The organism is Marinobacterium marisflavi (assembly GCF_982447095.1).
On the sequence record NZ_OZ457898.1, the window covers coordinates 1,547,887 to 1,573,629 of the forward strand.

The 25,743-nt window shown below is 52.4% G+C and carries 24 protein-coding genes; 14 read left to right on the forward strand and 10 right to left on the reverse strand.

The genetic code is table 11. From position 1 onward, the window contains the following. Positions 1–315: 315 nt before the first annotated feature. From AC1WNR_RS07660 to AC1WNR_RS07680, 5 genes are all read left to right on the forward strand, one after another. A complete protein-coding gene (locus tag AC1WNR_RS07660) occupies positions 316–1,962 on the forward strand; it encodes an ATP-binding SpoIIE family protein phosphatase (protein ID WP_481643923.1) in 1,647 nt (548 codons plus the stop codon). 93 nt (positions 1,963–2,055) lie between these two features. Further along, positions 2,056–2,397 carry an STAS domain-containing protein gene (locus tag AC1WNR_RS07665; RefSeq protein ID WP_481643924.1) on the forward strand — a complete coding sequence of 114 codons (342 nt, stop codon included), beginning with the start codon at positions 2,056–2,058 and terminating at the stop codon, positions 2,395–2,397. 35 nt (positions 2,398–2,432) lie between these two features. Continuing rightward, entirely contained in the window at positions 2,433–3,905 is a 1,473-nt protein-coding gene (locus AC1WNR_RS07670) for a sugar transferase (RefSeq protein WP_481643925.1), read from the forward strand. Then, a complete protein-coding gene (locus AC1WNR_RS07675) occupies positions 3,905–5,263 on the forward strand; it encodes a hypothetical protein (RefSeq protein ID WP_481643926.1) in 1,359 nt (452 codons plus the stop codon). Before AC1WNR_RS07670 ends, AC1WNR_RS07675 begins: the two co-directional genes overlap by 1 nt. Positions 5,264–5,337: 74 nt before the next feature. After that, positions 5,338–7,287, forward strand: coding sequence for a diguanylate cyclase domain-containing protein (locus tag AC1WNR_RS07680; protein WP_481643927.1), 1,950 nt, complete (start codon positions 5,338–5,340; stop codon positions 7,285–7,287). Between the two features lie 3 nt (positions 7,288–7,290). On the opposite strand, the gene treF is transcribed toward AC1WNR_RS07680, so the two are convergent. Beyond that, complete coding sequence (treF, locus tag AC1WNR_RS07685; RefSeq protein WP_481643928.1) at positions 7,291–8,766, reverse strand: alpha,alpha-trehalase TreF; 1,476 nt, start codon at positions 8,764–8,766, stop codon at positions 7,291–7,293. A gap of 107 nt (positions 8,767–8,873) precedes the next feature. Between treF and AC1WNR_RS07690 the strand changes: the two genes are divergently transcribed. Then, positions 8,874–10,412: a GNAT family N-acetyltransferase gene (locus tag AC1WNR_RS07690; RefSeq protein WP_481643929.1), complete on the forward strand. Its 1,539-nt coding sequence runs from the start codon at positions 8,874–8,876 to the stop codon at positions 10,410–10,412. 64 nt (positions 10,413–10,476) lie between these two features. Here AC1WNR_RS07690 and AC1WNR_RS07695 read toward each other — a convergent pair whose 3' ends face one another. The 3 genes from AC1WNR_RS07695 to AC1WNR_RS07705 form a co-directional block, all read right to left on the reverse strand. Beyond that, positions 10,477–11,385: a GGDEF domain-containing response regulator gene (locus AC1WNR_RS07695; RefSeq protein ID WP_481643930.1), complete on the reverse strand. Its 909-nt coding sequence runs from the start codon at positions 11,383–11,385 to the stop codon at positions 10,477–10,479. Between the two features lie 67 nt (positions 11,386–11,452). Further along, the gene (locus AC1WNR_RS07700) at positions 11,453–11,803 is read right to left on the reverse strand and encodes a HopJ type III effector protein (protein ID WP_481643931.1); all 351 of its coding nucleotides are present in this window, start codon (positions 11,801–11,803) and stop codon (positions 11,453–11,455) included. A gap of 9 nt (positions 11,804–11,812) precedes the next feature. Further along, positions 11,813–12,613, reverse strand: coding sequence for a phosphotransferase (locus AC1WNR_RS07705; RefSeq protein ID WP_481643932.1), 801 nt, complete (start codon positions 12,611–12,613; stop codon positions 11,813–11,815). 85 nt (positions 12,614–12,698) lie between these two features. Here AC1WNR_RS07705 and thiB point away from each other — a divergent pair, with 85 nt between their 5' ends. Genes thiB through AC1WNR_RS07720 form a run of 3 tightly spaced genes read left to right on the forward strand, consistent with a single transcriptional unit; the run spans position 12,699 to position 15,841 of the window. Beyond that, positions 12,699–13,691: a thiamine ABC transporter substrate binding subunit gene (gene thiB, locus AC1WNR_RS07710; RefSeq protein WP_481643933.1), complete on the forward strand. Its 993-nt coding sequence runs from the start codon at positions 12,699–12,701 to the stop codon at positions 13,689–13,691. 50 nt (positions 13,692–13,741) lie between these two features. Further along, on the forward strand, positions 13,742–15,235 hold the full coding sequence (locus AC1WNR_RS07715; RefSeq protein ID WP_481643934.1) for an ABC transporter permease subunit: 1,494 nt from the start codon (positions 13,742–13,744) through the stop codon (positions 15,233–15,235). Positions 15,236–15,241: 6 nt separating this feature from the next. After that, complete coding sequence (locus tag AC1WNR_RS07720; protein ID WP_481643935.1) at positions 15,242–15,841, forward strand: ATP-binding cassette domain-containing protein; 600 nt, start codon at positions 15,242–15,244, stop codon at positions 15,839–15,841. 60 nt (positions 15,842–15,901) lie between these two features. On the opposite strand, the gene AC1WNR_RS07725 is transcribed toward AC1WNR_RS07720, so the two are convergent. Together AC1WNR_RS07725 and AC1WNR_RS07730 are read right to left on the reverse strand one after the other, a co-directional pair. Continuing rightward, entirely contained in the window at positions 15,902–16,888 is a 987-nt protein-coding gene (locus AC1WNR_RS07725; RefSeq protein WP_481643936.1) for a quinone oxidoreductase family protein, read from the reverse strand. Positions 16,889–16,900: 12 nt separating this feature from the next. Beyond that, a complete protein-coding gene (locus AC1WNR_RS07730; RefSeq protein WP_481643937.1) occupies positions 16,901–17,707 on the reverse strand; it encodes a DUF4198 domain-containing protein in 807 nt (268 codons plus the stop codon). A 27-nt stretch (positions 17,708–17,734) separates the two neighbouring features. Here AC1WNR_RS07730 and AC1WNR_RS07735 point away from each other — a divergent pair, with 27 nt between their 5' ends. Then, positions 17,735–18,850 carry a HupE/UreJ family protein gene (locus tag AC1WNR_RS07735; protein WP_481643938.1) on the forward strand — a complete coding sequence of 372 codons (1,116 nt, stop codon included), beginning with the start codon at positions 17,735–17,737 and terminating at the stop codon, positions 18,848–18,850. Positions 18,851–18,985: 135 nt separating this feature from the next. Here AC1WNR_RS07735 and AC1WNR_RS07740 read toward each other — a convergent pair whose 3' ends face one another. The 4 genes from AC1WNR_RS07740 to AC1WNR_RS07755 all read right to left on the reverse strand — a co-directional run bounded on the left by AC1WNR_RS07740 (position 18,986) and on the right by AC1WNR_RS07755 (position 21,835). Then, entirely contained in the window at positions 18,986–20,116 is a 1,131-nt protein-coding gene (locus AC1WNR_RS07740) for an aminotransferase class V-fold PLP-dependent enzyme (RefSeq protein ID WP_481643939.1), read from the reverse strand. Between the two features lie 81 nt (positions 20,117–20,197). After that, positions 20,198–20,419, reverse strand: coding sequence for a hypothetical protein (locus AC1WNR_RS07745; protein WP_481643940.1), 222 nt, complete (start codon positions 20,417–20,419; stop codon positions 20,198–20,200). Positions 20,420–20,502: 83 nt separating this feature from the next. Beyond that, positions 20,503–21,312 (reverse strand): substrate-binding domain-containing protein, encoded by an 810-nt coding sequence (locus tag AC1WNR_RS07750; protein ID WP_481643941.1) that lies wholly within the window; start codon positions 21,310–21,312, stop codon positions 20,503–20,505. Between the two features lie 109 nt (positions 21,313–21,421). Then, positions 21,422–21,835 carry a BLUF domain-containing protein gene (locus AC1WNR_RS07755; protein ID WP_481643942.1) on the reverse strand — a complete coding sequence of 138 codons (414 nt, stop codon included), beginning with the start codon at positions 21,833–21,835 and terminating at the stop codon, positions 21,422–21,424. A 317-nt stretch (positions 21,836–22,152) separates the two neighbouring features. On the opposite strand from AC1WNR_RS07755, the gene AC1WNR_RS07760 reads away from it, so the two are divergent. The 4 genes from AC1WNR_RS07760 to AC1WNR_RS07775 are packed head-to-tail and all read left to right on the forward strand — an operon-like array spanning position 22,153 to position 25,732. Then, complete coding sequence (locus AC1WNR_RS07760; protein ID WP_481643943.1) at positions 22,153–22,434, forward strand: STAS domain-containing protein; 282 nt, start codon at positions 22,153–22,155, stop codon at positions 22,432–22,434. A gap of 19 nt (positions 22,435–22,453) precedes the next feature. After that, positions 22,454–22,816 carry a response regulator gene (locus tag AC1WNR_RS07765; protein ID WP_481643944.1) on the forward strand — a complete coding sequence of 121 codons (363 nt, stop codon included), beginning with the start codon at positions 22,454–22,456 and terminating at the stop codon, positions 22,814–22,816. Between the two features lie 7 nt (positions 22,817–22,823). Continuing rightward, positions 22,824–25,166 (forward strand): chemotaxis protein CheA, encoded by a 2,343-nt coding sequence (locus AC1WNR_RS07770; RefSeq protein ID WP_481643945.1) that lies wholly within the window; start codon positions 22,824–22,826, stop codon positions 25,164–25,166. A 26-nt stretch (positions 25,167–25,192) separates the two neighbouring features. Continuing rightward, positions 25,193–25,732 (forward strand): chemotaxis protein CheW, encoded by a 540-nt coding sequence (locus AC1WNR_RS07775; RefSeq protein ID WP_481643946.1) that lies wholly within the window; start codon positions 25,193–25,195, stop codon positions 25,730–25,732. The last annotated feature ends 11 nt before the right edge of the window (positions 25,733–25,743 follow it).

The following is a 25,743-nucleotide window of genomic DNA, read 5'->3' on the forward strand; positions in this document are numbered from 1 at the left end:
ACTGCGTGCCAGCTTTCTACGAATTACAAGCCAAACTCTGAGATTATCTGGGAAACTCTTCGCAGGACTTAAATAAGCACAAAAACTAATCGGCGTACGATGAAACTCCGCACGCTCCAACCGAAATTATCGATTTGCTTTGCAAAATGCAACGCTAATTGCAACGATCAGAGCAGTTGCGGTAAGGCTGAGGCTCCCGGCTTGAAATCTAGCAACTCGTCGCCTTCTATTTTCTATTGACCAAATTGGCATGGTTACTGCTAAAACTTTTAGCAAACCCGTTGAATCGTGCGCTGCACGTTAAAGGCCATCTCGATGAATATGCAAACTACGCCTCAGCCCGACACTGAGGTTAATTCCGAAGAAGCGCAACACTCTGTATTAATTGTCGATGACAGCCCGACCGAGCGACTGCGTATTACCAATATGGTAAGAGCACTAGGGTATCCGGTCGAACAGGCGGTTGATGGAGCTGACGCCCTAACAAAGCTGCAGCACAAAACACACCGTCTCATCATCAGTGATCTCACGATGCCTAACTTAGACGGTCGCGGGCTATGCCGAGAGCTGCGCAGTTCGCCAGAGTACCAGCACCCCTACATTATTATGCTGACAGCAAGTGATGATCATCAGGATCTGGTTGCTGGAATGGATGCGGGTGCAGACGACTTCCTTACCAAGCCGGCGAATAAAGATGAACTCCGTGTTCGTCTTGCAGCGGGTGCGCGTTTAATCCGCATGCGCGACTCGGTCGAGGCTCAGAATCTCAGTTTGCGCATCGCGCAACAACAGAACGAAGATGAGTTGGCGCTGGCGGCAAAGCTACAGAAAGAGTACGTACCTCAGGATCAGTGGCTCTCTCCAACACTACAACTTGCGACGCATTTCACGATGACCCGAGGTATTGGCGGCGATGCTATGGGACTGGTGCATCCAAAACCTGGTCAAACGCTGCTTTACCAAATCGATGTCATGGGCCACGGCATAGCTTCAGCGATGCTCTCATTCGCTCTGCAGAATGCCCTGCAGCAGATGCTCAATTACCACCTCAGCGCGAACTCGATGCCGCCCCTGCATCAAATCGCGCGCAGACTGAATGAGCGTTTTCCCAGCGAGCGCTTTTCTGGTCTCTACTTTACTTTGCTACTCGCGCTCATTGACGAGGAGCACGACAAAGTAAGTTACTGCCAGGCAGGGCATCCACACCCCTGCGTTATTAGTCCAGATGGAGAGCAGATCCAGATCAATCGCGGTAGCTTTCCCGTTGGTCTGTTCGATTTTGCCGATTTCGAGACTCGCGTACTGCCGTTCAATTCCGGCAGTACACTTATGCTCAGCAGCGATGGACTTTTCGACGTGCAATCGCCGTCCGGCGAAACTCTGGGTCGCGACGCAATCGAGAGCGTGCTTAAAAACGCGCCGGGGCTCGATGCAACAGAGACCATGGCGCAGATCGTAAAAACAAAACGCCAATGGCAAAGGCATCAACCACTGGCTGACGACGTCTCCGTTCTGCTAGTGAAGCGCTCGCTTTGCACGGTTAACAAACGCCCTACCCCTCGACCGCTCTTCCTCAGCATGCAACCCACAATGGAGAGTGCTATCGAGGTGCTTAGCGCTTCCGAGGCTCACTTTAAGACGCTCAACGTCGCAGAAAGATTGATCGGTCGGGTACAGACATCGCTGGCAGAGTTATTAAATAACTATGTCGAACATGCCAACTGGCACTCCGATGTTATTAAACCTGCAGTTGAGATCAAGATAGAGGTGGCAAGCAATTGTCTGCGTGTCGATATCACCGAATTCGCCAACCCTATTCCGCATCTCTGCCCACCAAAACCTATCGACCTGATGGCCGAATCGGGTCGCGGCTATCACATCCTTCTCGGTTGGATCGATAACATTAAGACGGAGCGAAAACAGGGCAAGAACCGCTGGGTGCTTGAGTATAAAAGCAGCTGATAAGAAATGTTGGCATACCCCTTGCTACGTTACCAATAGAGATAGTTTGAAGAAGCTTAGCCAGGTCGCTAAGCACAATAGAGGAAGTCAAAAATGTCAGTAAGTGTAAGCTCATACGGCGAAGCCGAAGTTGTTCACCTGCCTGAGAAACTCACCATGGCGAACGCTAACGAGATCAAAACTAGCATCAACTCAATGATCGAAGGGGGCCGCCACCGCCTAGTCGTTGATATGGCCGGCGTTAACTTTACCGACTCTTCTGGTCTGGCTGTGCTAGTTGCACTCTATAAGGGTGTTGGTGCAAAAAATGGCCGTGCTGTGCTGCTCTCACCGCAACCGAGTGTGCAGTCGCTGCTTGAACTGACGCGCCTGCAGGAGTTGTTTGAGATCTACCAGGATCCGCGTGCTGCGATTGATCGCGTGCTTGCAGCTTGAGTGACCGTTCATTGGGTAATTCTGTGAGCAGTAGTATGTCATATCAGTCAAATCAGCGGGTTGCATCAATTTCAAACGGTGCGCTCAACCATTTGGGGTTGAGCCTGTCCCGAGTCGAACCGAACCGATTTGTTAGCTGGATCGGTCTTGGGTTGATGACACCGGGCAACAAGACCCTATCCTTTGTTGATGCGACGATTCTCAACCAGTGCCGCGACGACAAACAGGCATACGAGATGCTTAAGCGTGCCGAGCTGCTAGTCCCTCGCGGGCAAGCTCTGCAGCTTCAGCTATCAGTCTACAATGTAGATTCCCAGCCCAGTGTTCCAACACAACTGCTCTACGATGAGCTATTACTAGAACTTGAGTCACGCCAGCTCAAAACCGTCTTTCTCACCAGCAATAATAGGATGATGGCCACGCTGGAGCCTCTGCTGCTGCAGCGCTATCCATCCTTACACCACTCCATTGAGACTCTGAATGATCAGTATCACTTCAGTACTACTGAGCTAGCCGCTAGATTGCAGCAATCTGAGTCACGCGTGGTTATCTCGCTATTGGATAGTCCCCAGCAAGAGCGAATGTTGTCGCGCTTGAATCGGTTGATGAAAGATCAGCTTTTCATCGGTATAGGTAGCGGTCTACCCGAAAGCATTATGGAGTTACGAGCCAACGAATCGACACTCTGGCGTCGCATTGCACTGGCGCTGCGTAAAAAACGCCACACTGTTTTGCTTAAACCAACACACTGGACTGGTTATGTGGCTCGCTGGTTTGAAGCGAAACTTCATCCTCAGGGAGATACTGCACAACTTAACCTAGCTATCCTTGGCTCAAGCTGGCGTTCCCGCCTGCTACGCACAATTATTGCCGTCAAAGCGAGCAGTTTTCGGATGCGCCGCAGGCTTGGCACGCTATTAAAGCGGGCGTTGGACCTTATCGGTGTCGGCACGGGACTTCTGCTGCTCTCGCCAGTGTTGATCATCGTTGTCCTTCTGATAAAAATCAGCTCGCCCGGACCTATTTTCTACTCGCAGATGCGCGTAGGCCTGCGCGGAAAGCTGTTTCGTATGTGGAAGTTTCGTTCTATGTATACCGACGCCGACAAGCGCAAGGCTGACCTGGAAGCTCAAAACGAAATGGCCGGCGGTGTGCTGTTCAAAATGAAGCGAGATCCACGCATCACGCCCATTGGAAGAGTTATCCGCCGACTTTCGATCGACGAGCTACCGCAGCTGCTTAACGTACTGACAGGCGAGATGTCGCTGGTAGGTCCGCGACCGGCACTACCCCAAGAGGTTGAGGCCTATCCCGTATTGGCTCGTGCCCGCCTCGAAGTGAAACCGGGGCTAACCGGCCTCTGGCAGATATCCGGCCGCTCAGACTTGCCGTTTGATAAGCAGGTTCTACTCGACACCGCTTATGTACATACCCAGTCAACCACCAACGACATTAAGTTGATTGCCAAGACCATACCTGCCGTTGTCAGCGGTAAGGGAGCTTACTGATGATTGCACCTAAAACTGCCGTACTCTTCGCTGATCGCAAGGGTGCTGAACTCGCGCCACTGAACGAACATTTTGCACCCGCCAATCTCCCTATTGGCGGAAAATGCGCGCTTGAATTCTGGTTCGAATACCTCTGCGAGCAGAAATTTAACAAGGTCTACCTTTTCGTGGGTTCACACAGCAGCGAAATTAAATCGCAGTTCCCATCCGGTGATCATTGGGGTTTTGAGCTTCACTACCTGCCTTCGCGCGGTGAAGAGGCGCCGACTGACCTGGTAGCGCGATACCCTGACCAACTGCCAAAACAGTTTTGCGCCCTTCGGGCAGACATCGTGCCCCAACCGAGAAATGCGGGCTCGATAGTGCATCTGGCGGAGGTTGATCTAGGCGTTGAAAAATCCAGAGAGAAGCTTGATCAACTGAGCTGGAAGAGTGTGCAGTCAGGTGCTCAAACACCTCACCTGCTGACAAGCTTGCAGGAGTATGCCGAAATTACCGAACGAATTCTGCACTCCAAGCTCTGGTGCTGTACACCTCGAGGCCTGATGCTTGATGATCACAAATGGACGGCGACACCTGAGTTCTCCAATGATCGTATTGACGCCATCGACGGGTCTCTCTACGTCGGTCGCGATACGGTCATCGATCGATCTGTTTCAATGGAGGCGAATGTTAGCGTTGAGAACGGCAGTTTCGTCGACCGCGGAGCAACCCTCAAAAATGCCATCGTACTACCCGGCACCTACGTTGGCCAAAACGTGAGTTTGGAGAACTGTTTAGCCTACGGCAGCTTGATGATCGACCTAAAACATGGAATTGCGCAGCAGATTGATGATCCTGCCCTGCTCTCTCCCATATCGAGTAACGCACGAGTTACCCGAACGACAAACTCAGAACGTTTCGTCGCCGCATTTCTGATGCTGGTCAGCGCTTGGGCTGTTCTACCTATCGCGCTGCTATTCAAATGCCGAGGCGCGACACTAACTGCGAAAACTACGAGCAGGTCTAACCGTGGCTCGCGCAAGTATCCGATCGGATTCGAATCACTGAGCTTCAACACAGGCTGGAGCAGCCTGAATAACTGGCCAAAGCTAATCCATGTAATAGACGGTGATCTAAAACTTTTCGGCACAGAGCTGGAAGAGCTGGAGTACGAGCCAGTTCTCGCGGACCTACCCATTAGCCAAGGCGTATTCACGCCGAGAAATCTGCATCCCAACCACCTTTTTGATGAGGTTGAAGAGCAGCTCTGGGGTCTCGAGTTAGCCAATGCTGGTAACGGATTCTTCAAACTATTGGGTAAGGCTATTAAAGCGATCTCCAACACAGTGTTCAGGCGGTCCGCTGCCGCAGCATAAAATTTGATTTATGACAGTGCAAACCAGCAACTTTGATCTAAACTGCAGTTATCAGCTTCACTGACTGCCGGATCATGCTACGCACGCTTATTACTCTTCTTCTGCTCAGTTTTACCCTCACCGCTCCCTCAGCCTTGGCTGAGGGTCGAATTCTTGTGCTTAGCGGTTACGTTGATGGGCTTCCATTTCCGCGGCGAATTAAACAGGATCTACGCGATCAACTTGAAGCTCAGATACCGGGTGTAGTTGTTCACGCCCAGTCGCTGGATATCTATCGGCCCCAACCTGAATCCCACAAACAGCTCCTCGTTGACGTTATTTCGGCGACCTATGCAGGTCAGGTCGACCTGATCGTCGCCCTAGACCCGAAAGCCTTTGAGTTCTATCGCGAGCGTTTAAGCAGTCAGTTCGGGGATACCCCAATCATATTTTCCAATGACCGCGGTGAACTGACAGCTCTGCAAGCGCATGAGTACTCACTGCTTATTCGTCCCAATTTTAGAGAGACTCTTCGCATCGCCCGCCACCACTATCCCGAGCTAAAACGACTCTACCTAGTCGGGGATGATTACAACGAGGATCTTACCGTCTCGGAACTTGACGGTCAGCTTGCCGGCATTGAACTGGTACGTCTGGGCGAGAAGAGTTTGGAGCAGATGCGTCAGACAATTAGCTCACTCGGAGAGGGCGACCTCCTCTTTTTTCAATTATTATTCGCCGATGGCGAGGGTACCCCTATGGTACCGCCTATTCGATACTTGACTGAGTTCGCTGCGCTCAGCCCTGTCCCTACGCTCTGTATGTACGCCAACTTTATCGCCCAGGGCTGCTTGGGCGGCTCTGTCTCTAGTCCAGCCGACCAGGCTCAGGCTCTGGTAGAGGCCATACAGACCTATGCCTTCAAAGAGGTTTCGCTCGATACAGCGACCTGGAGCCCCCTGCCTCAGCCTCCAACAGGACAGATTCTGCGTCGTTTCGCATCCCAGTCGGTGGTTGATTACACGGCCCTCGAGCGCTTCGGTCTTGACCAGCGCAAATTGGCTGGGGTGCGCTATGTAAACGAGCCGCAACCGATATACGCGGGTTTTGCCAAAGAGCTCGCCATTCTGTCAGCGATAGCGCTAGCACTTTTGGCAGCCACGATCGGTTATCTCTGGTTTGTCCGCGGCCAACGAAATCTTCTACACCGCTTCGCCTCGCTCTCCGATACAGTGCCAACCGGTATATTTTGGAGCGATGAGAGTGGTCGACGCTGGCATCACAATCAGCGTATCTCACATTGGGCAAATCAACTTAACATGCCCGTTGGCGAACTGCGAGAGGCGGCTCTGGCACACTTAAGTCGTCACCCGCACACGCACAAGGAGTTCGCACTTGGAAAAGCGGGAGAGATCCGCTACTTCAATGTTCGCGTCACTGAGTATCAGGATCACCCTGAGATCTTGCTACTCGAAGAGACCACGGAGCTGCACGAATACCAGCGCAAACTGCAAGAGCAGGCGCTTATTGACGAACTCACCGGCCTTCCCAATCGCCGCTCCGTCAACACAACTCTTGAGCGCTGGTGTGCCGCGAGCCATAGGGAACAACGCAGCTTTGCTGTAATGCTGTTTGACCTTGATGGATTCAAATCTATCAATGATAACTATGGCCATGCAGCCGGTGACACCGTTTTAGCTAAAATCAGTGCCCGGCTTAAATCGCGGAGCCGCCAAAGCGATATGATATCGCGCCTTGGCGGTGATGAATTTTTGCTGCTTGCCGATGGACTCGGCAGTGATATTGAGGCGCAAAGCCTAGCTCGAGCACTCTTAACAACGATTGAAGAGCCGATAGACCTTGATGAGGCCGGTGCGCGTGTATCGCTTACAGCGAGCGTTGGTATAGCCCTCTGCCCAGAACACACGAGTGATCCCGATCTGATTACGCTGTTCGCCGATCGTGCGATGTACAGTGTCAAGCGTGATGGTGAACACGGCGGTGTGGCCGTTTATAGCCCGCTTTCAGATGAGGCTGAGGCTTAAACTCTACTCACTCGGTTTCTTTGCAAGCTGTTGACGCAATGCTTGGTAGACGCCATTACTCCAACCAAAACCGTCCTGTACGGTATACTCGCCGCCACCGGCTAACTTTCCAGGCGTCTCTACATCGTACTTTTCGATCATTTTTCCATAGCTGCTGAAAATACGGTCATTGACGCTCAGCCAGGCCCTAGCCCCCCGTTCTGCTAACTCATCGAACCCATAGTTTTTCAGGCCAACAAAGGCGATCCACTGCAGCGGAGCCCAGCCGTTGGGTGCATCCCACTGCTGCCCCGAGTCGCACTCAGTCGTCACCCATCCCGCACTGCGGAGCAACCTCGCCTCGATAGTTGTCGCAACACACTGAGCCTGTTCAAAAGTGGCGATTCGCGCAAAGAGTGGGAAGAGTGTCGCCATACTCAGGTGCTCACGCTGGCTCAGATCGCGCAGATTTAGGTCCGTGAAGTAGCCTAAAGAGTCACTGAAAAAGTAGCTACGAATAAGATCGGCTCGCGCTGCCGCCGCCGCTTGATAGCGTATCTTATCGCTCGGCTCGACCTCCATCTGGGAGAGTTTGGACTCAAGTAGATAGAGTAGCGCATTCAGATCAACCGGTAGGATCTGAGTTGTGCGGATCGATGCCAGCCCCTCCCCCGCAAACCAGCGCGACGAAAAATCCCAGCCCGATTCAGCACCGGCACGCAGATCACGATAAAGGTCAGTGGCCTCGCGCTCGGACGCCTCAGCCAGCTCTACATCCTCAATGTAAGACTCAGGTCGTGGCGTGGCTGCGTCATCCCAGTAACGATTCAGAACCCCTTCTGGATAGACTGCGACTCGACGCTGCGCCTGACCAGCACTGAGCTGTTGCGACCCATCCATCCAAAACAGGTACTCAGCCCTCAACTGTGGCAGGTACTTCTGTGCACTCTCTTCATCAATCAAATCCAACATCAACGCGAAGAAAGGGGGCTGTGAACGCGTTGTAAAGTAAGAGCGATTACCGTTGGGTATAAAGCCGACTCTCTCAATCAGTGCAGCGAAGTTTGCCACCATTGAATCTACTAAAGCTTGCCTTCCATCCGCTAACAGTCCCAACTGAGTGAAATAGCTATCCCAATAGTAGATCTCATTGAAACGCCCGCCTGGAACCACGTAGGGGTGTGGCAGGTTTATACGGCTTGAATAAGGGCCTAGGGCCTCAGGCTGGCGTGTCAAAGCAGGCCAGAGCTGCGCAATATGCTCTGCCGCGGTGGATCCCGACTGAGCCAGGACCGAGGGCACTGCTTCCGATTTGAAATAACGGTCAAGAAAGGCCTTTAGATCAAAGTCAGGCTCGCTGGAGCTTTGTGCGTAATCACGGTTGATCAAATCAGCTGAGGCTTGCGGCTCTAGATCAACAAATGTCTTCGAGTCTGCAAATAGCTGCGAGCTCTGCACGGCAATAAAGAGCTCTGGGTAGAGTAGATCGGGTGACTGCATAACAAATAACGGCTCAAGTAAAACGATTAAGAAGAGAGATAAAGTTTACGCATCTTGCCCGCTAAGCGCTATATTGTTAACTAGTACCCGCCAGATGGAACTCCCCTATGAGTAGTGATAAACCCCAAGAAGTGATGCTTAAACTGCGCAACCTAACCGAGGAAGATATTCCTCAACTCGAAGCGCTGATGGACAGAGTTTACGACGATATTGGCGGCTCCTGGCCGCGTGAATCACTGAAGCGCTTAATTCACGAGTTTCCTGAGGGGCAAATCACCATTGAGGATAAGGGGCAACTGGTCGCAGCTGCGTTAGCGGTGCGTTGTAAACACGCACGGTTTACCCGCCAACACACTTATGAAGACCTACTCGGGCGACGCGAAACCTTCCGACATAACGCCGACGGAGATGCACTCTACGGTTTAGATCTATTTGTACACCCAGACTATCGTGACTACCGGTTGGGCCGACGCCTTTACGATGCCCGTAAAGAGATCTGCGTGCAGCTTAATTTACGCTCGATCATAGCCGGCGGGCGAATTACTAACTACCACAAGTACTCCGATGAGATGACCCCCGAGCAGTACATCCGGGCAGTAAAGCAGCGAGAAGCTCACGATCCTATCCTCAGTTTTCAGCTCGCCAACGACTTTCAGGTGCTACGTATTCTGCGCAACTATTTACCCGAGGATGAACGCTCACGCGGCTTTGCGACCCTGCTGGAGTGGAGCAATATCGTTTACGAACCTGAGATTCTCGAGGCTGAGAAGTTCGTCAAAAAGAATGTGCGCGTCAGTATTATTCAGTGGCAGATGCGCTCGACGAAGAGCTTTGAAGAGTGGCTCGAACAAGTGGAGTATTTTGTCGACTCAATGGCCGACTATACCGCTGACTTTGTACTCTTCCCTGAGTTCTTTAACGCGCCGCTAATGAGTATGGGTGACCAGAAGAATCAGTACGAAGCCATACGCTTTTTGGCGAGCTTCGCGCAGCAGACAATTGATGCTATCCAGGCGTTCGCGATCGCCTACAACATCAATATCATCGCCGGTAGTATTCCAGTGCTTGAGGGTAATGTGCTCTACAACAACGCCTACCTCTTCAGGCGTGATGGCTCGCATGAGGTGCAGCCAAAAATACACATTACACCCCACGAACAGCGGGATTGGGTGATCACTGGTGGTAGATCACTGCGAGCTTTTGATACCGACGCCGGCCGCGTCGGTGTTTTGATCTGTTACGACGTTGAATTTCCGGAGTTGCCTCGCCTACTGCGGGAACAGGGAATCGATATTCTCTTTGTACCCTTCTGGACCGATACCAAGAACGGTTTTCTACGAGTGCAGCGCTGTGCTCAGGCACGCGCTATTGAGAATGAAATCTACGTTGCCATTGGCGGCTCGGTGGGTAACCTGCCGCAGGTGCAAAACGTTGACATCCAGTATGCCCAGTCGGCCGTCTACTCTCCGTCAGACTTCGCTTTCCCGCATGACGCCACCATGGCGGTAAGTACACCTAATACAGAGATGGCGCTGATCGCTGACCTCAATCTCGATCTGTTAAACGATGTACGTTTAGAGGGTTCAGTGACCAACGGTAAAGATATGCGAAAAGATCTTTACCGATTGAAATGGCTGGGGGACTAGGGCACTAAGAGACCAGAGGACTGGAGGACTGGGGGACTGGGGGACTGGGGCGTTACTAGGTCCCCTACTCGCTCTTCGCCCTCCACACCACACGATTTCGCCCGTCGCGTTTAGCTTCATAGAGCGCATCGTCGACCCTCTGTAGCGCTCGCTCAGCATCGTAGTCGCCTGCCTCTAGGGTGATTCCGCCAATCGAGACCGTTAGTGAATCACTAACGCTGCTTTCTGCATGTGGCAGCGCATCCTGCTCGATGGCTCGGCGGAGCTTCTCAGCCTGGTGCTGAGCGCCCTTGGCGGGCGTCTCAGGCCAGAGCAGGAGGAACTCCTCGCCTCCGATGCGTGCACAGAGGTCTGCAGCTCGCCGAGCAACAGCATTGAGATGACGGCCAACGAATTGCAGTGCCTTGTCACCTTCAGGGTGGCCGTAGTGGTCGTTGTAGCGTTTGAAGTGGTCAACATCTAACATCGCCAACGAGAGTGGCACGCCCGATCGATTAGCCCGTGCGAGTTCGCGACGAAAGATATCGTCGAATCCACGCCGATTATAGAGCCCCGTCAGATGGTCCTTAACCGCCAGTTCCTCAAGCTGCCGCTGCTGTGCGGATAATTGCAGTTGATTCGCTATTCGCACTTTGACCGCTTCGGGTCTGAAAGGCTTGTGGATATAGTCGCTGGCACCTAACTGCAGGCCACGCGCCTCCTCCTTGTCGTCGGTCAAGCCCGTCAGGATGATAATGGGTAGACGATCAAAACGGTGCTGCGATCGAATTCGCTCGAGTAGCTCGAACCCGTTCATAGAAGGCAGATTTAGGTCGAGCAGCAACAGATCAATATCCGACTGTTGATCCAGTAACTCCCAGCCCGCCTCAGCAGTCGTGCAGGGTTCAAGCTTGTAACTATCACGCAGCAGGCGTTCCAGCAGCTTCTGGTTTGCGGGCTCATCCTCGATTATCAGCAGTTTCGGGTGCTTCACAGCCGACCTCTAAGCGATTGATGAAGTAACAGTAGTCTAAGTTAAAGAGCTACTGCCTACCCCTAGCTTAGTCGATTGCAACCAGAGCGTCTTGCGGTAGATCAACACCACTCCAACCGGTCTGCATAAAGGCGCGGATATTACCGTGGTCGCTGCCCTCGCGATTCTGCAATACATCTTCGCGGTAGTATTTACCGAAGCAGTGCAAAGTCTGCTGTTCGGTTAGACCGTTGAGGCGTGCAAAGCCCAATATTTTGCAGGAGCCCTGATTCTGTTCAGCGCTGTTCTTTTGAGATCCGTTGGTGAAGGCTGAGGGCTGGTGCTTATACTCGGCAGCAATGACCGTCATCACTTGATCGAACTCAACGGTTGCAGGAGCCTCACTAAGCTGTTGAATCAATGTTTGAGTTGCAGACATTTTCTCTCTCTAGTTTTCTGGCTGCTCAATTTGCAGCTGATTGAAGTGTTGCCAGAGCGTCTCTAGCTGGTCGATTACTTGAATCGCGCAAGCTAGCCAGTGCTCCATCTCTTGGGGTTCAAATGCGCTGAGACGTTCAAAACTTTGGAGCTGGCGGAGGGTTAGACCAACATCGCGCTCGAGCGTCGCGTAATCTAACCAAGGGTTACCCAAACCCGCATACTCCCAATCTATCAGGGTTAAGTGACGATCCCAGAGCATGTTGCCGGTGTGCAGATCATGGTGGACCAGACACTCACCGATATCAGGCAGCGTCGCCAACAGGGCCTCAGTCTCATCCACGAGCTGACCCATACCTGGTAGACTTCGACTGAACGCGTCTCGATAACGCATAAAAAGCGCCGCGTAATCTAGCAGAGGTACATCTGATATTCTATGCATCTGCTGGACCGCGCAGCATATCTCATCTACCTGTGCCGCGCTCAACTCATCTCGAGCAATTAGCCTCCCTGCGAACGGCATCAGCAGCAAGCCCAAATCTGGCATTATCAGCTCGGCAGAGATCGCCCATTCATTTGCGTAAAGAGCCCGAAGTACTCTTTGTTCTCGCCAAGGATCAACCCCAGGAGCGGTCTGAGTATCGGGCTCTACCCGAGCGATCCAGTGCCGCGAAGCGAACTCAGCTTGGAACAGCGGATGACGTGTACCCTCGCTCAATATCAACTGCCAATTGAGAGTCTCACCGAAGTGCCTGTCGAGTGCATTCCGCGCTTTGAGCGGCATGACAATGTTTTGATCAGTCGGTATCATTAGACCGTACAGCTATTAGTAAAAAATTGTTTAAAACCGCTTGCCACGTTCACTAACTTTGGCCTCGCCTATAAGGATATTAGACATGAGATCGGCTGCTATTGCGACCGCACTGCTTGCTTCAACCTTTTCTGTTTTCAATGTTTCTGCTGCTACCCCAACTTTAAACGTATACACCTATGACTCTTTCGTTTCAGAGTGGGGCCCAGGTCCGCAGCTTAAGAGCGCCTTTGAAGCTCAATGCGCTTGTGTACTGAACTTTATCGCAGCAGAGGATGGCGTCTCCATACTCAACCGCGCTCGCATTGAGAAGTCGGCAACGGAGGCTGATGTATTTCTCGGCCTAGACTTGGGGCTGATCCAGGAGGCGAGTGAACTGGGCTTAGTGCAGGCGCATCAGGTTAATACCTCAGCGCTGAAGAGTGAACTCGAATGGAACAGCGCAGAATTTGTGCCCTTCGACTACGGCCATTTTGCTTTCATCTACGACAGCCGCAAGATTTCCACGCCGGCAGCTTCTCTGGAAGAACTTATCGCTTCAGATGCCAGTCTGATCTATCAGGACCCGCGCACCAGCACCCCGGGCCAGGGCATGATGCTCTGGGTGAACGCCGCCTACGGCGACCAGAGTGCGCAGGCGTGGCGCGACATTGCCGACAACACCGAAACTGTGACTAAAGGTTGGTGGGAGGCCTACAGCCTCTTCCTTGAAGGCGGTGCAGATTATGTTCTAAGTTACACCACGTCACCGGCTTACCATGTCGTCGCTGAGGGTGTAGATCACTACAAAGCAGCGGCTTTTAGTGAAGGCCACATCGCTCAGGTCGAAGTTGCAGGCATCAGCGCCTACACCGATCAGGCAGAACTGGCGAACGAGTTTCTACAGTTCCTGATTAGTCCGCAAGCCCAGGCGATTATCCCTGTAACCAACTGGATGCTCCCCGTCATTGATGGCGTTGAGCTGCCTGAGATCTTCAACAACCTGGTTACCCCAAAAACCCTTGGCTTCTCACCGGCTGAGATCGCAGCCAACCGCAAGGCCTGGATCAATGAGTGGCGCGACGCCGCCTCTAACTAGTCATGACGAGGCTTCGATCATCCGTGTTACTGAGCGGCGGTGCCGCTCTATTGAGTTTGATCGGAGTCACAATTCTCGCCTTTCGCGGGCTCGCCGGCTTCGATGATGCCCGCTTTGATCTAACCATAGTTGGCGACAGCTATACGCTACGCATCCTTCGCTTCTCGCTCTGGCAAGCCCTTCTGTCCACCACCCTCTCGCTGGTGATTGCTTGGCCGCTGGCCCGCTGGCTGTATCAACTGCGACCAAGGGGGTTGCGCCTTTTTCAGCAGCTCTGCCTGCTCGCATTTGTCATGCCGACCCTTGTGGTGATCACCAGCATTATGCTGCTGTTTGGACCGCAAGGCAGCGTACGACCGCTATTACCGGAAGATTGGAAACTCTTTGGCCTGTCCGGCATCCTCATCGCGCATGTCTATTTAAACTTTCCACTCGCCACTCGAATACTTCTGCAGCGCTATCAAGCGATGCCCGACAGCGTCGAGCGACTGAGCGCGCAGCTTAAACTCTCGCGCATCCAGCGTTTCGCTATTCTGGAGTGGCCGCAGATTCGCCCAGCGCTACTAGCTCTGGCGGGGCTGATATTTATCCTCTGCTTCAATAGTTTCGCCGTCGTTCTTGCTCTCGGAGGTGGACCGGCATCGACCACCTTTGAGCTCGCGATCTATCAAGCTTTGAAGTACCAATTCAACCTCAGTGAGGCGTTGACTCTGGCGTGGATGCAATTTGCGATTGCCGGGGCGCTATTTGCCTTGTCTGCCCTCCTTGCCAAGGTCAACTGGCTAGGCTCATCTAGGACGACCGAGCGTTGGCAACCTCGCGGATCTCTGAGTGAACGCATCTTACGAAGGTCTGCTTACTCGTTAGGTTGGCTACTACTCCTCGCCCCGATATTGGCACTGACTAGCTCGTTGGATCTCTCTAAGTTACTGAGCATGAATCTAACTGAACTGGGAGATGCTTTGCTGCGCTCTCTCGTCATCGGGTTGGGGGCTACGCTGGTTGCGCTGCTGCTCTGTCTGCTGATCCTGCCACTGCAACCTAACCCACTGCTCGCTTGGCTATCGACTCACCATCTTGTTGCTCCTGCGATGGTCCTCTCCACCGGAATCTACATCTGGCTTTTGAGCCTGGGCAGCTTAGGACAATGGAGTTTCATTTGGCTGATTCTCCTTAACGCCCTGTTGATTTTGCCCTTCCTCATCACCCAGTTGCGCCCAACGGCCATCAACTATCAGCAGCAGTACCACCGCCTTATCAGCAACCTAAACTTAAGCCTATTCCAGCGCGCACGAATCTATATCAGCCACCTACAGTCTGCCTTGCTATCCGCGTTTGCACTCGGGTTGTTGTTGGCATTGGGAGATGTCTCCGTCTTTGCTCTCTTCGGGCGCTACGACGAACCTACACTACCCTGGCTGATTTATCGTTATGCGGGTAGTTACCGGCTGGAGGAGGCTGCTATAGCTGCCAGCCTATTGCTGTTAGTATCTGTCGCGCTTCTGCTTCTACTCGAGCGCAACCGAACAACTCAAGCGAGATAAACCACCTTGGCTCTAAACGTCGATCAGCTCAACATCGTCTATCCTGACTGGCAACGCAGTTACAGCTTCACAGTTGAAACGGGCGAGCGTCTGGCTATTAAAGGTCCGAGCGGCGTCGGCAAGAGCACGCTACTGCTCTGCCTGGCCGGATTTATCCAGCCCGCGAACGGCACCGCTTGTTGGCACAATCAAGATCTACTGACCCTGGAGCCCCATCAGCGCCCAATCAGCATGCTGTTTCAAGAGGACAATCTATTCGAGCACCTCAGTGTTGAACGCAACCTCAAGCTAGGCTTAAGCGAGACAGGAGTGGCAAAGTTGGGATCAGCGGTTGAGCGCCTCGGTATTAGTGACCAGTTGAGTAAGCTGCCGGGGCAGCTTTCGGGTGGTCAGCGACAACGCGTCGGGTTAATCAGAACGCTGTTACGGCCGGAACCACTGATTATCCTTGATGAACCCTTCGCCGAACTGGATACAGAGACTCGCGCATTGGCGCTCGAGTTCAGCCGGGAACAGATCGAGGCTGAGGGTAAAACCCTAGTGTTGATTACCCATCAGGATGAGGACATTGCAGCGCTCGCCACGCGAACGCTGCATTTGAGCTGAGACTACTCAACCAGAGAGTGGCAGAGAGTGGCGAGGCACCCTAGCCGCGGTTGTTAGCGCTTAGTAAGGCAGGAGCACCGTGGATCCAGTCGTCTTGCGTGACTCAAGGTCGGTGTGCGCTTGAGCGACATCAGCCAAAGCATAGGTCTGATTCACTTCTATCTTCACCTCTCCGCTCAATACACGGCTAAATAGATCCTCACACATGCTCTCGAGCAACGGACGCTCGGTAACGTAGGCAAAGAGCGTTGGGCGCGTGACTTTAAGAGATCCTTTAGCGGCTAGGGTAGCAATATTGAGCGGCTCGACAGGGCCCGTCGCGTTACCGAAGCTCACCATCGTCCCACGCGGTGCTAGGCAGTCGAGTGAGCCATCAAAAGTATCTTTGCCGATGGAGTCATAAACTACGTTTACACCTTTGCCATTAGTGAGTTCACGCGTGCGGGCGACAAAATCTTCCTCGGTGTAGACGATACACTCGTCACAGCCGTACGACTTCGCCAGCGCGGCCTTCTCCGCTGAGCCCACTGTACCGATTACGCGCGCACCAAGTGCCTTGAGCCACTGTACCGCTATCAGACCTACACCGCCTGCTGCAGCGTGCAGCAGAACCTGATCTCCGGGTTTGACCACGTAGCTATCGGTCACCAGATACTGCACTGTAAGCCCCTGAAGCATCATGCCGGCTGCTTGCTCGAAACTGATCTCGTCCGGTAGCTTCACCAGAATCTCTTGTGGTACAACACGCTTTTGCGCATACGCGCCAAGCGGGCGGTTGGCATAAGCCACACGATCACCCACGGCGACGAGGTCTACCCCCTCACCTACAGCCTCAACTACACCCGCGCCCTCCATACCCAAAGCGCCTGGCATCTCCTGAGGATAAAGACCCGTGCGGAAGTAGACATCTATATAGTTTAGGCCAACCGCCTCCTGGCGAATAAGTACCTCGCCTGGGCCTGGAGCACTGACTTCAACATCGACCCACTGCATTACCTCAGGGCCACCGTTTGACTCTATACGAATCGCTTTTACTGTCTCTGACATCTCAATATTCCGTTAGTTGGCGCAGGTGTAAGTAAGTGAAGCCCAATCGCTTAGCCAATCCTTACCCTTTGCACGTGGGTTTGATGCGTCCTCGATGTGGACAACATTTAGTAGAAATGGGCCCTCGCCAGCTGGAAACTCAACGTATCCATCGGCATCAGCCCTGAATTCCTGGACCTCTTCGGTCCCTTTTCTGAAGCGCCGAACCAAGTGTCCCTCAAGCGGTTCGCCCTGATAGAGTGCACGAAAACGCGCCGGCTCTGAGCAGCGCAGGAAGCCCGAATCGGGCACTAGCTCAATCCGCATACCTAGCGACTCACTCAGCCACTCAGGTTCATCTGGCCCACTCCAACTCAACGCCTTTGCGTGACGATAATAGGACTCCGTAGCATCTTTGAGGCTCTTGCCTTGCTCTTTGTACCAATCAAGCACCCACTCAAGCCCCTCATCTTTGAGGTAGTTGGTAAACTTCTCGGTATCGCGAAAGCGAATATTAAAATCGTTACTGGTGTAGGCCACCCAGGTCGCGCGACCCTCGAGCTCTAAGGTTACAGCTGGCTTATCGCCGGTGACTGCCTTAATCGGCTCGATACCGGAATCCGTACGTTTTATGAAGGCTTCGGTTTCTCGGTCAATGTACGGGTAATTTCGGCCGCTAAAATACTGCCCAATACGAATTTCAAACCCGACGGCAGTACCTTCAGGCGCTGCAAAACGCTCTGGCTCTAGCCAAAACTCGTGAGCGCTGACAGTCAGACTATTTAACGCTAGTATCAGTGTCCCAAAGGGTGCGCAGCGGCGTATCAATGTTGAATTCAAATCTATATCCACCATCAAGGAAAAATAATGCTGAGAATGACTCTCGCAGCGCTTCTGGCACTTATTGCCACTACGTTCTCTCACGCCCATGAGATTACACCAACCATCATCAATGCTGAAATATCCAGCGATAACTCTTTGCAAATTCAGCTGGATACAAACCTTGAGGCGCTGATGCTTGGGATTGGCTCTACCCATGAGGACACCGATGATTCGCCATTGGCGCAGCAGTACAACGCGTTAAGAGCGACTCCCGCCGCGCAGCTAGAGACCGAGGCTCGCTCCTTCGCTGAGGAACTCTCAAAAGAGCTCAGATTCACTGGCTCTCAGGGTGAAGCGCTGAACTTTGATTTCAGGTTAATGTCCGTCAATGTAACTGAGAACAGCGACCTCGAGATTGCACGCGAATCCGTGCTGCTATACCGCGCGGAACTAAATGAGGCGCTCAATGGGCTTGCACTAAGTTGGCCCGAGCCCTTGGGTAACTTTATATTTCGTGTTACCAGCGGAGGAGAGCTGAAGGCGGGTCTTTATGTTATGGCCGGTGAGCAATCCGACCTAGTCGAACTCAATGCGACAGGCACCCAGAACCAAAGCTTTCTGGATTATATAGTCATCGGATTTGAACACATAATTCCGCTGGGGCTCGATCACATTCTATTTGTAATCGGCATCTATCTGCTGAGTCAATCTTGGCGCGCGCTACTCTGGCAGGTCAGTGCCTTTACCCTAGCCCACACAATTACCCTCGCGATGGCGACGCTGGGACTCGTCAGCGTCTCACCATCAATCGTTGAGCCGCTCATCGCCCTCTCAATCAGCTACGTCGCGATAGAGAACCTATTCCATCACAAACTCAGCCGCGGGCGGATCGCGCTGATTTTCGGTTTCGGTCTACTGCATGGTCTTGGCTTTGCCGGTGTTCTAGGCGAAATTGGCCTAAATCCAGAGGCTTTCATCTCCAGCCTGATCGCCTTCAACATTGGCGTCGAGTTTGGACAATTGGCAGTGATCGCACTGATGTATCTGCTGTTGGGTATTTGGCTGGGCAAAACCCAATACTGGGAGCGCTGGGTGCGCATCCCTCTGAGTGTGCTGATCGCACTCGTAGGTCTCTACTGGTTCTTTGAGAGGATACTCTAACGCTTGTCGTTCGTTGGATGAGCCCACATAAGGGGTGTTCACAGAGTCATGGCGGCAGTGATGCCGCCACGAAGCTTACAGGGATGGTACACGGAGTCTCTGTAAATACTCTCTCAGGCGGGCTAGTAGAACGAACTACAGCCCCACTTTATCCAGGCCTTCCTCAAGCATATTGAGGGTACGATCGACGTTCATCAGCTTGTCGATCCCGAATAATCCGATGCGGAAGGTTTTGAAGCCTTCAGGTTCATTAACTTGTAGTGGCACGCCCGCAGCGATCTGGAAACCCGCCTGCGCAAAACGGCTGCCATTGTGGATGTCCGCCTCTTGAGTATAAGAGACCACTACGCCCGGAGCGCCGAAACCATCCGCAGCCAGACTTTTGATGCCGCGGTCTGCCAGAATTTTACGGGCGCGATCACCCAGCTCCTGCTGAGCCGATTTGAGCTTATCGAAGCCGTAGTTCTGAGCTTCTGCCATCACATCACGCAGCTGACGCAGACCGTCGGTCGGCATGGTTGCATGATAGGCATGTGCCCCTGATTCGTAGGTCTCCATGATCTGCGTCCACTTCTTCAGATCTGCAGCAAAACTGGTGCTTGTAGTCTCATCTAGACGCTCACGCGCAGCCTCGCTCATCATGACCAAGCCACAGCAGGGCGAACCACTCCAGCCTTTCTGTGGAGCGCTCACCAGAAGGTCAACACCGCACGCCTGCATATCCACCCAGATAGTGCCGGACGCGATACAGTCCAGGACAAAGAGCGCTCCCACTTCATGCGCCGCATCGGCCACTGCTTTGATGTAAGCGTCCGGCAAAATCATACCGGCAGAGGTCTCTACATGAGGTGCAAAAACGACCTCGGGACGCTCGTGACGGATCGTCTCTACCACCTCTTCGATAGCCATTGGAGCGAGCTGTGACTCAGGTTCATCAGATGCAAATTGTGCCTTACAAACCAGCTCCTCGCGTGGGATCTGACCCATTTCAAAGATCTGTGTCCAACGGTAGCTAAACCAACCGTTGCGGATCACTAGCACTTTTTTACCCGTCGCGAACTGACGCGCTACAGCCTCCATACCGAAGGTACCGCTACCGGGAACAATCGCTACAGAGTAAGCGTGATAGACCGATTTTAGCTGGGTGGAAAGATCTCGCATGACCTGCTGAAAAGCACCCGACATATGATTGAGTGATCGGTCCGTGTAGACCACCGAAAATTCGAGTAGACCCTGAGGATCTACATCAGGAAGCAAACCCGACATCCTTATCTCCAAAATTTTTAGAACTATAACTAACGGCTATTTTAACAACCGAGCGGAATCAGGCAACAACCGTAACACCAGCTAGGTGTCTGAGCTAGCGGCATCTGCAAGGCGCTGTTCAGACTCGACCAACTTAAGTGCTCGTTTAAAGTCGAACTGAGATACGGCATCACGCAGTTCGGCCATCACAGAGTCGGATACCCCCTCAACATCAACCATTAAGCACTTTTCTGCTGCCACAGGATCATAGCGCTGCAGCGCCATGCGTAGCTTTTTGAGACTCAGTTTGGGTAGTTCAGTCACACTTGACTGATCTGTAAGTTGCGTCGCCAGCCAACCCTCAACTGCCGCTATTGACTCCCGATGCACTCTCGACTGCACAACGGCTAGGTTGCGCGCCTTCGTAACCAGATCAGGGCTCTTCGGTTGACGCAGATGCTGTTAACTCGATTAAATCGCTGAGGTTCTAGCTGACTCAGCAGCGAATCAGCCAACTGCTGTGAGATGCCACGGAGGCTAAAAATCAGAGTGGCAAGACGCGGGGTACTTTTTCTAGCTTGCTCCGTGTCACCGTAGCCAACGACCGAGATATCTCTGCCAACTCTTAACCCCAAATCAGTACACGCAGACATTGCTCCCAGCGCCAGCTCATCCGTAGCACAGACAAGAGCAGTCGGGCGCTGCATAGAACGCAGTAGATAACTCGCCATCACACTACCCATAGCGAACGTTGGCTCGCCGTTAAGGATAAGCTCAGTATCAAGTTGAATACCTGACTGCCGCAGAGCTTTGCGATAGCCGAGCTCACGTTGACGCGCATATGAGTAAGGCTCTGGACCATTTAGCAGGGCAATTTCGCGGTGTCCAGCATCGATGCACTTTCGGGTCGACAGCCAGAAAGCGGCCTCGTTATCGACATCAATCCAATCAACGTCATCACTTTGACTGTTGTGGCCGAAGAGTACGAAAGGTATCCGCTCTTGGCGCAGCAAGTCGACGACTGGATCCTGTTCCAGCACCCGACCCACAATAAAGCCAACCGGTCGCTGGCGGTTTAGGTAAGTTTCAAACTCCTCGATGTCTTGAGCCTGACCGCTCTCGCTTAAACGACACAGATCGAGGTAATAACCGGCTTGTGTGATAGCCGACTGCAATGGACCCAAGATACCCTGTTTGTATGCTTGGGCAGCATGCATCTCCTCCCAATCAGCTGGGACTAAGAAGGCGACTGTAGGACGAGCGAGGTTTCCATGCATTGAGCCAGTTTAGCCTGCCCGTCCCCCCCCTTTGCCAGACTATGATGGACTAAGAGATGGTATGGGTTAGCGCTTTGAGAAAGCCCAACGCCGAAGCAGCACTCATCTTTGTTGGATCAAACCGTCCCGAACCACTGAAACGCAGAATCAACTCGCGTGAGATCTGAGTGTCCGGTACAAACCCCATAGCCCAGTGAGAAAAGGCTCGCTCTTCAATTTCAGCATAATCGATCATAAAAGGATCGATGTGACGTTGGTCTCTAGTTATGCGGTTATAGAGCTCGTTTACCGCGGCTCTGTCCCCCTCCAAGCACTGTAAAAAGTGCTCATGGCTAAAACAGAGCACTCCCGTAATCTCAGCACGAGCATTGTTGGAGCGGCTATCTGAAAGAATACTCTCAATATCCTGTACCGAGAGCCCCTCGCTTTTATGACTTGCATAGATCGCACGAATTAGTCGCATGGTGACCTCCTACGCTTCACTAATCAGCCTAGGCGCAAAACAAAGAACAACAACAGAATTTAGATAAATAATTTCTATAGGTGTTCAGCGATTAATTACAAAAGCACTGTCTGCTATTAGCCGCAAATGCGACACCTATGCATTTGGATCAGGCGAAGGATGACACTTGTACATTAAGTGCATTTCTTACGATAACAGATGTGAGTCATGCGACAGAAGCGACTCAAAACGAAAATCCGTTTTCTGGGGGTCTAAGTTGCGCACTCTGGGTTTGTTGCATAAACCTTTATGACAACAACCTTAAAAACGGTGGATGTATGAGCAGTATTACCTTACCAGCCTCGCTTACGATCCAGAGCGTCGCCGCAGATCACAAAGACCTGAGCGAACGCATCACCGAAATTGAAGCTTCAGTGCAGATAGATGCAAGCGCGGTCGAGGAGATCGACACAGCGGGAATGCAATTGCTTTTAGCGCTGGTTAACGAATTTAACACCCAGTCAGTCAAAGCCGAGTGGCAGTCTCCGTCAGAGGTATTGATCCAGACTGCCTCAATTCTCGGGATGAGCGAAGCACTAGCGCTGCCTAAAGCAGCCTAACAGTCTCTAGGAGTCAGTAATGGCAACAATTCTAGTCGTGGACGATTCAACTTCAGTGCGCAACATGGTCGCTTTCACTCTTAAAGAGGAGGGTTACGACGTTATCGAGGCCGAGGACGGAAAGGATGCCCTGGGGAAAGCCAATTCGGGAGGAATCTCCCTCGTACTCTCAGACGTCAATATGCCCAATATGGATGGCATTACTCTTTGCGGTGAACTGCGCAAGTTACCCGCCTACAAGTTCACGCCAATATTGATGCTAACCACCGAAAGCTCGGATGCGATGAAACAGAAAGGTAAGGACGCAGGTGCAACGGGATGGTTGGTAAAACCATTTAACCCCGAGAAACTGATCAGCACGATTAAACGTGTGATCAAGTAGGTGTGCTATGAGTGTAGATCTTAGCCAGTTTGTAGCAGCCTTCCTCGAAGAGAGTTACGAGGGGCTGGACGTGATGGAGTCGAGTCTGCTTGATCTTGACTCCACCGACGTAGAAACCATCAACACCATATTCCGAGCCGCTCACTCTATTAAGGGAGGGGCTGGTACTTTTGGCCTTGATGAGGTGGCGAATTTCACTCATATCGTCGAGACCATTCTAGACGCCTTACGCAGCGACGAGATGGAAATATCTCCGGATATCGTCAACCTGCTACTTGAGTCAGTGGACTGCATCCGAGCTCTCCTTGCGGCTTCTCAAGGTGGCGATCCCGTCGATCAAGCTCAAATAGATAAGGTACATTCGCGCCTCAAAGCCTGTATGGGGCAGGAAGTAACAGCTGCTGCAAGCGAGAATGCAAAGAACGATGAGTCTGGCGACAAGCTTTGGGAGATACAGTTTATCCCCAATGCCGACCTTCTCATACAAGGTCACCGCCCGGAAGCGATGTTTAGCGCTTTAAGTGACCTTGGCACCATTGAAGCCAATCTATTGACATCGCATGTACCCCCATTGGCTGAGCTAGATCCAGAGAACTGTTATCTCTCTTGGGCTTTGCGCCTGCGCTCTGAGCAGCCTCGTGCTGAAATCACTGAGATCTTTGAGTGGGTGGTTGATGATTGCGATCTGAGTATCGAAGTTGTGGATGAAACCGACACACCGAGTCAGGCCGGCACGTACACAATTAACTTTATCCCTGATCCTGAACTGCTGCACACAGGCAATGATCCTTACTTTATCTTTGACGCACTGAGTCAGATGGGGGCTTTAGAGACTCAGCTTGAGATCAAGGGCCTCCCGAAATTCTCAGACCTCGATCCAGAAAAGCTCTATCTTAACTGGCAACTTAAACTTGATACACACGCAAACGAAACCGAAGTTAAAGAGTTGTTTGAATGGGTCGAAACTAGCGCAGAGGTACAGATTACCGTTGATAGGCCTGTGGCTACTTCACCGCAAACGCAAAACAACGCCAAGTCAACTAAGCCAAACCCCAAAAATGCTCAGACAAAACCAGACGCTACAGGCTCCGCATCAGAGAGCAAAAAGGCCAAACCTGCCAGTACAGAAGCGAGCTCTATTCGCGTTGAGACCAATAAGATCGATGCGCTAATTAATCGTGTCGGCGAGCTCGTTATTACCCAAGCGATGCTAGGTCAGGTCGGCGCAGAGATTGCCGATGATGAGCATGTGGGCGCACTCGCGGAACGACTGCAAGAGGGTTTGACTCAGCTCGAACGCAACACACGCGACCTACAACAGGACGTCATGCGCGTTCGCATGCTGCCAATTAGTTTTGTCTTCAATCGCTTCCCTCGCCTCGTCCACGATGTCAGCTCGAAGCTCGGCAAAAAGGTCGAACTTAAAATGAGCGGCGAACAGACAGAGATTGATAAAACGGTGATGGAGAAACTAGGGGACCCCATGGTACATCTAGTTCGCAACTCTCTCGATCACGGTCTAGAGACTCCTGCTGAACGCCTCGCTAACGGCAAATATGAGACCGGAACACTGCTGCTGAAGGCTTATCACCAGGGCGGCAATGTCATTATCGAGATTATCGACGATGGTCGAGGGCTAAACACTGAAAAAATCCGTTCTAAAGCGCTTAGCAGTGGTTTGATCAATGAAGAGCAATCACTTTCCGATGATGAGATTCACGACCTAATATTCCAACCTGGCTTCTCTACCGCCGATCAGGTCAGCGACCTTTCCGGCCGCGGGGTAGGCATGGATGTAGTTCGTCGTAATATTGAATCACTCGGCGGTCATGTTGCGGTCAAATCTCAAGCGGGGGTCGGTGCAACGATTACCGTATCGCTTCCATTGACCTTGGCCATTATGGACGGCCAGCTTGTACGCCTCGGTGGCGACACCTACATTATTCCACTGGTATCGATTGTCGAAACCATCCAGGCCTCAGAGAAAACAATGAGCGCAATCGCCGGTGAGCGCCGACTGCTGCATTACCGTGACGAGTACATTTCTCTGATTAACCTTAAAAACCTATTCAACCTCCCAGACAGCCCCGATTCCGTGACGAACCTCGTCGCTATTGTCGAACATGGTGGAGCGAAACTAGCACTGAAAGTGGATGAACTCTTGGGACAGCAGCAGGTGGTAATTAAGAGCCTAGAGGTGAACTTCAAGCGTGTTGAAGGTCTCTCTGGTGCAACGATTTTGGGCGATGGCAGCGTTGCCCTGATTCTGGATATCGCCGGCATTGATAAGCGCAGCCATAACCAGCAACTTTTGGCGGACGAGATATTTTCGTCCCTTTCGACTCACTAAGCCGAATTAACAACCTGGAGGCAAGTATGAACTCCGAAGCACAAACACTCGAAGCTACGGGCACTAATCATGGGCTGGCAAGCTCCGGGCAGCGCCAGTATCTGAGCTTCCTTTTGGACGATGAAGAGTACGGAGTCGATATTCTCCGTGTACAAGAGCTACGCGGCTGGACGCCAGTCACGCGGGTGCCGGATATGCCGGACTACCTGCGGGGCGTACTCAATCTGCGTGGCGCCATCATTCCCGTCGTCGACCTGCGATGTAAATTTGGCCTCAAGGAGGTCGATTACGGTCCCACGACAGTGGTTATTGTGGTGAAGGTCGATAGCGGCAAAACCGAGCGTGTGATGGGCATCATTGTCGATGCCGTTGCCGAAACTTACACACTGGATATTGAAACGATACAACCTGCACCGAGAGTGGGCGCCGCTATAAATGCCCGCTTTATAACCGGATTAGTGGCGCAGAATGAACGGATGATTGTGTTACTCGATATTGACGAACTGATGAATTCTGATGAATTGGCTGTCGACTTCCAATCGGAAAGCGGCAGTGAGCCCCACTAGCGGAGGAAGTT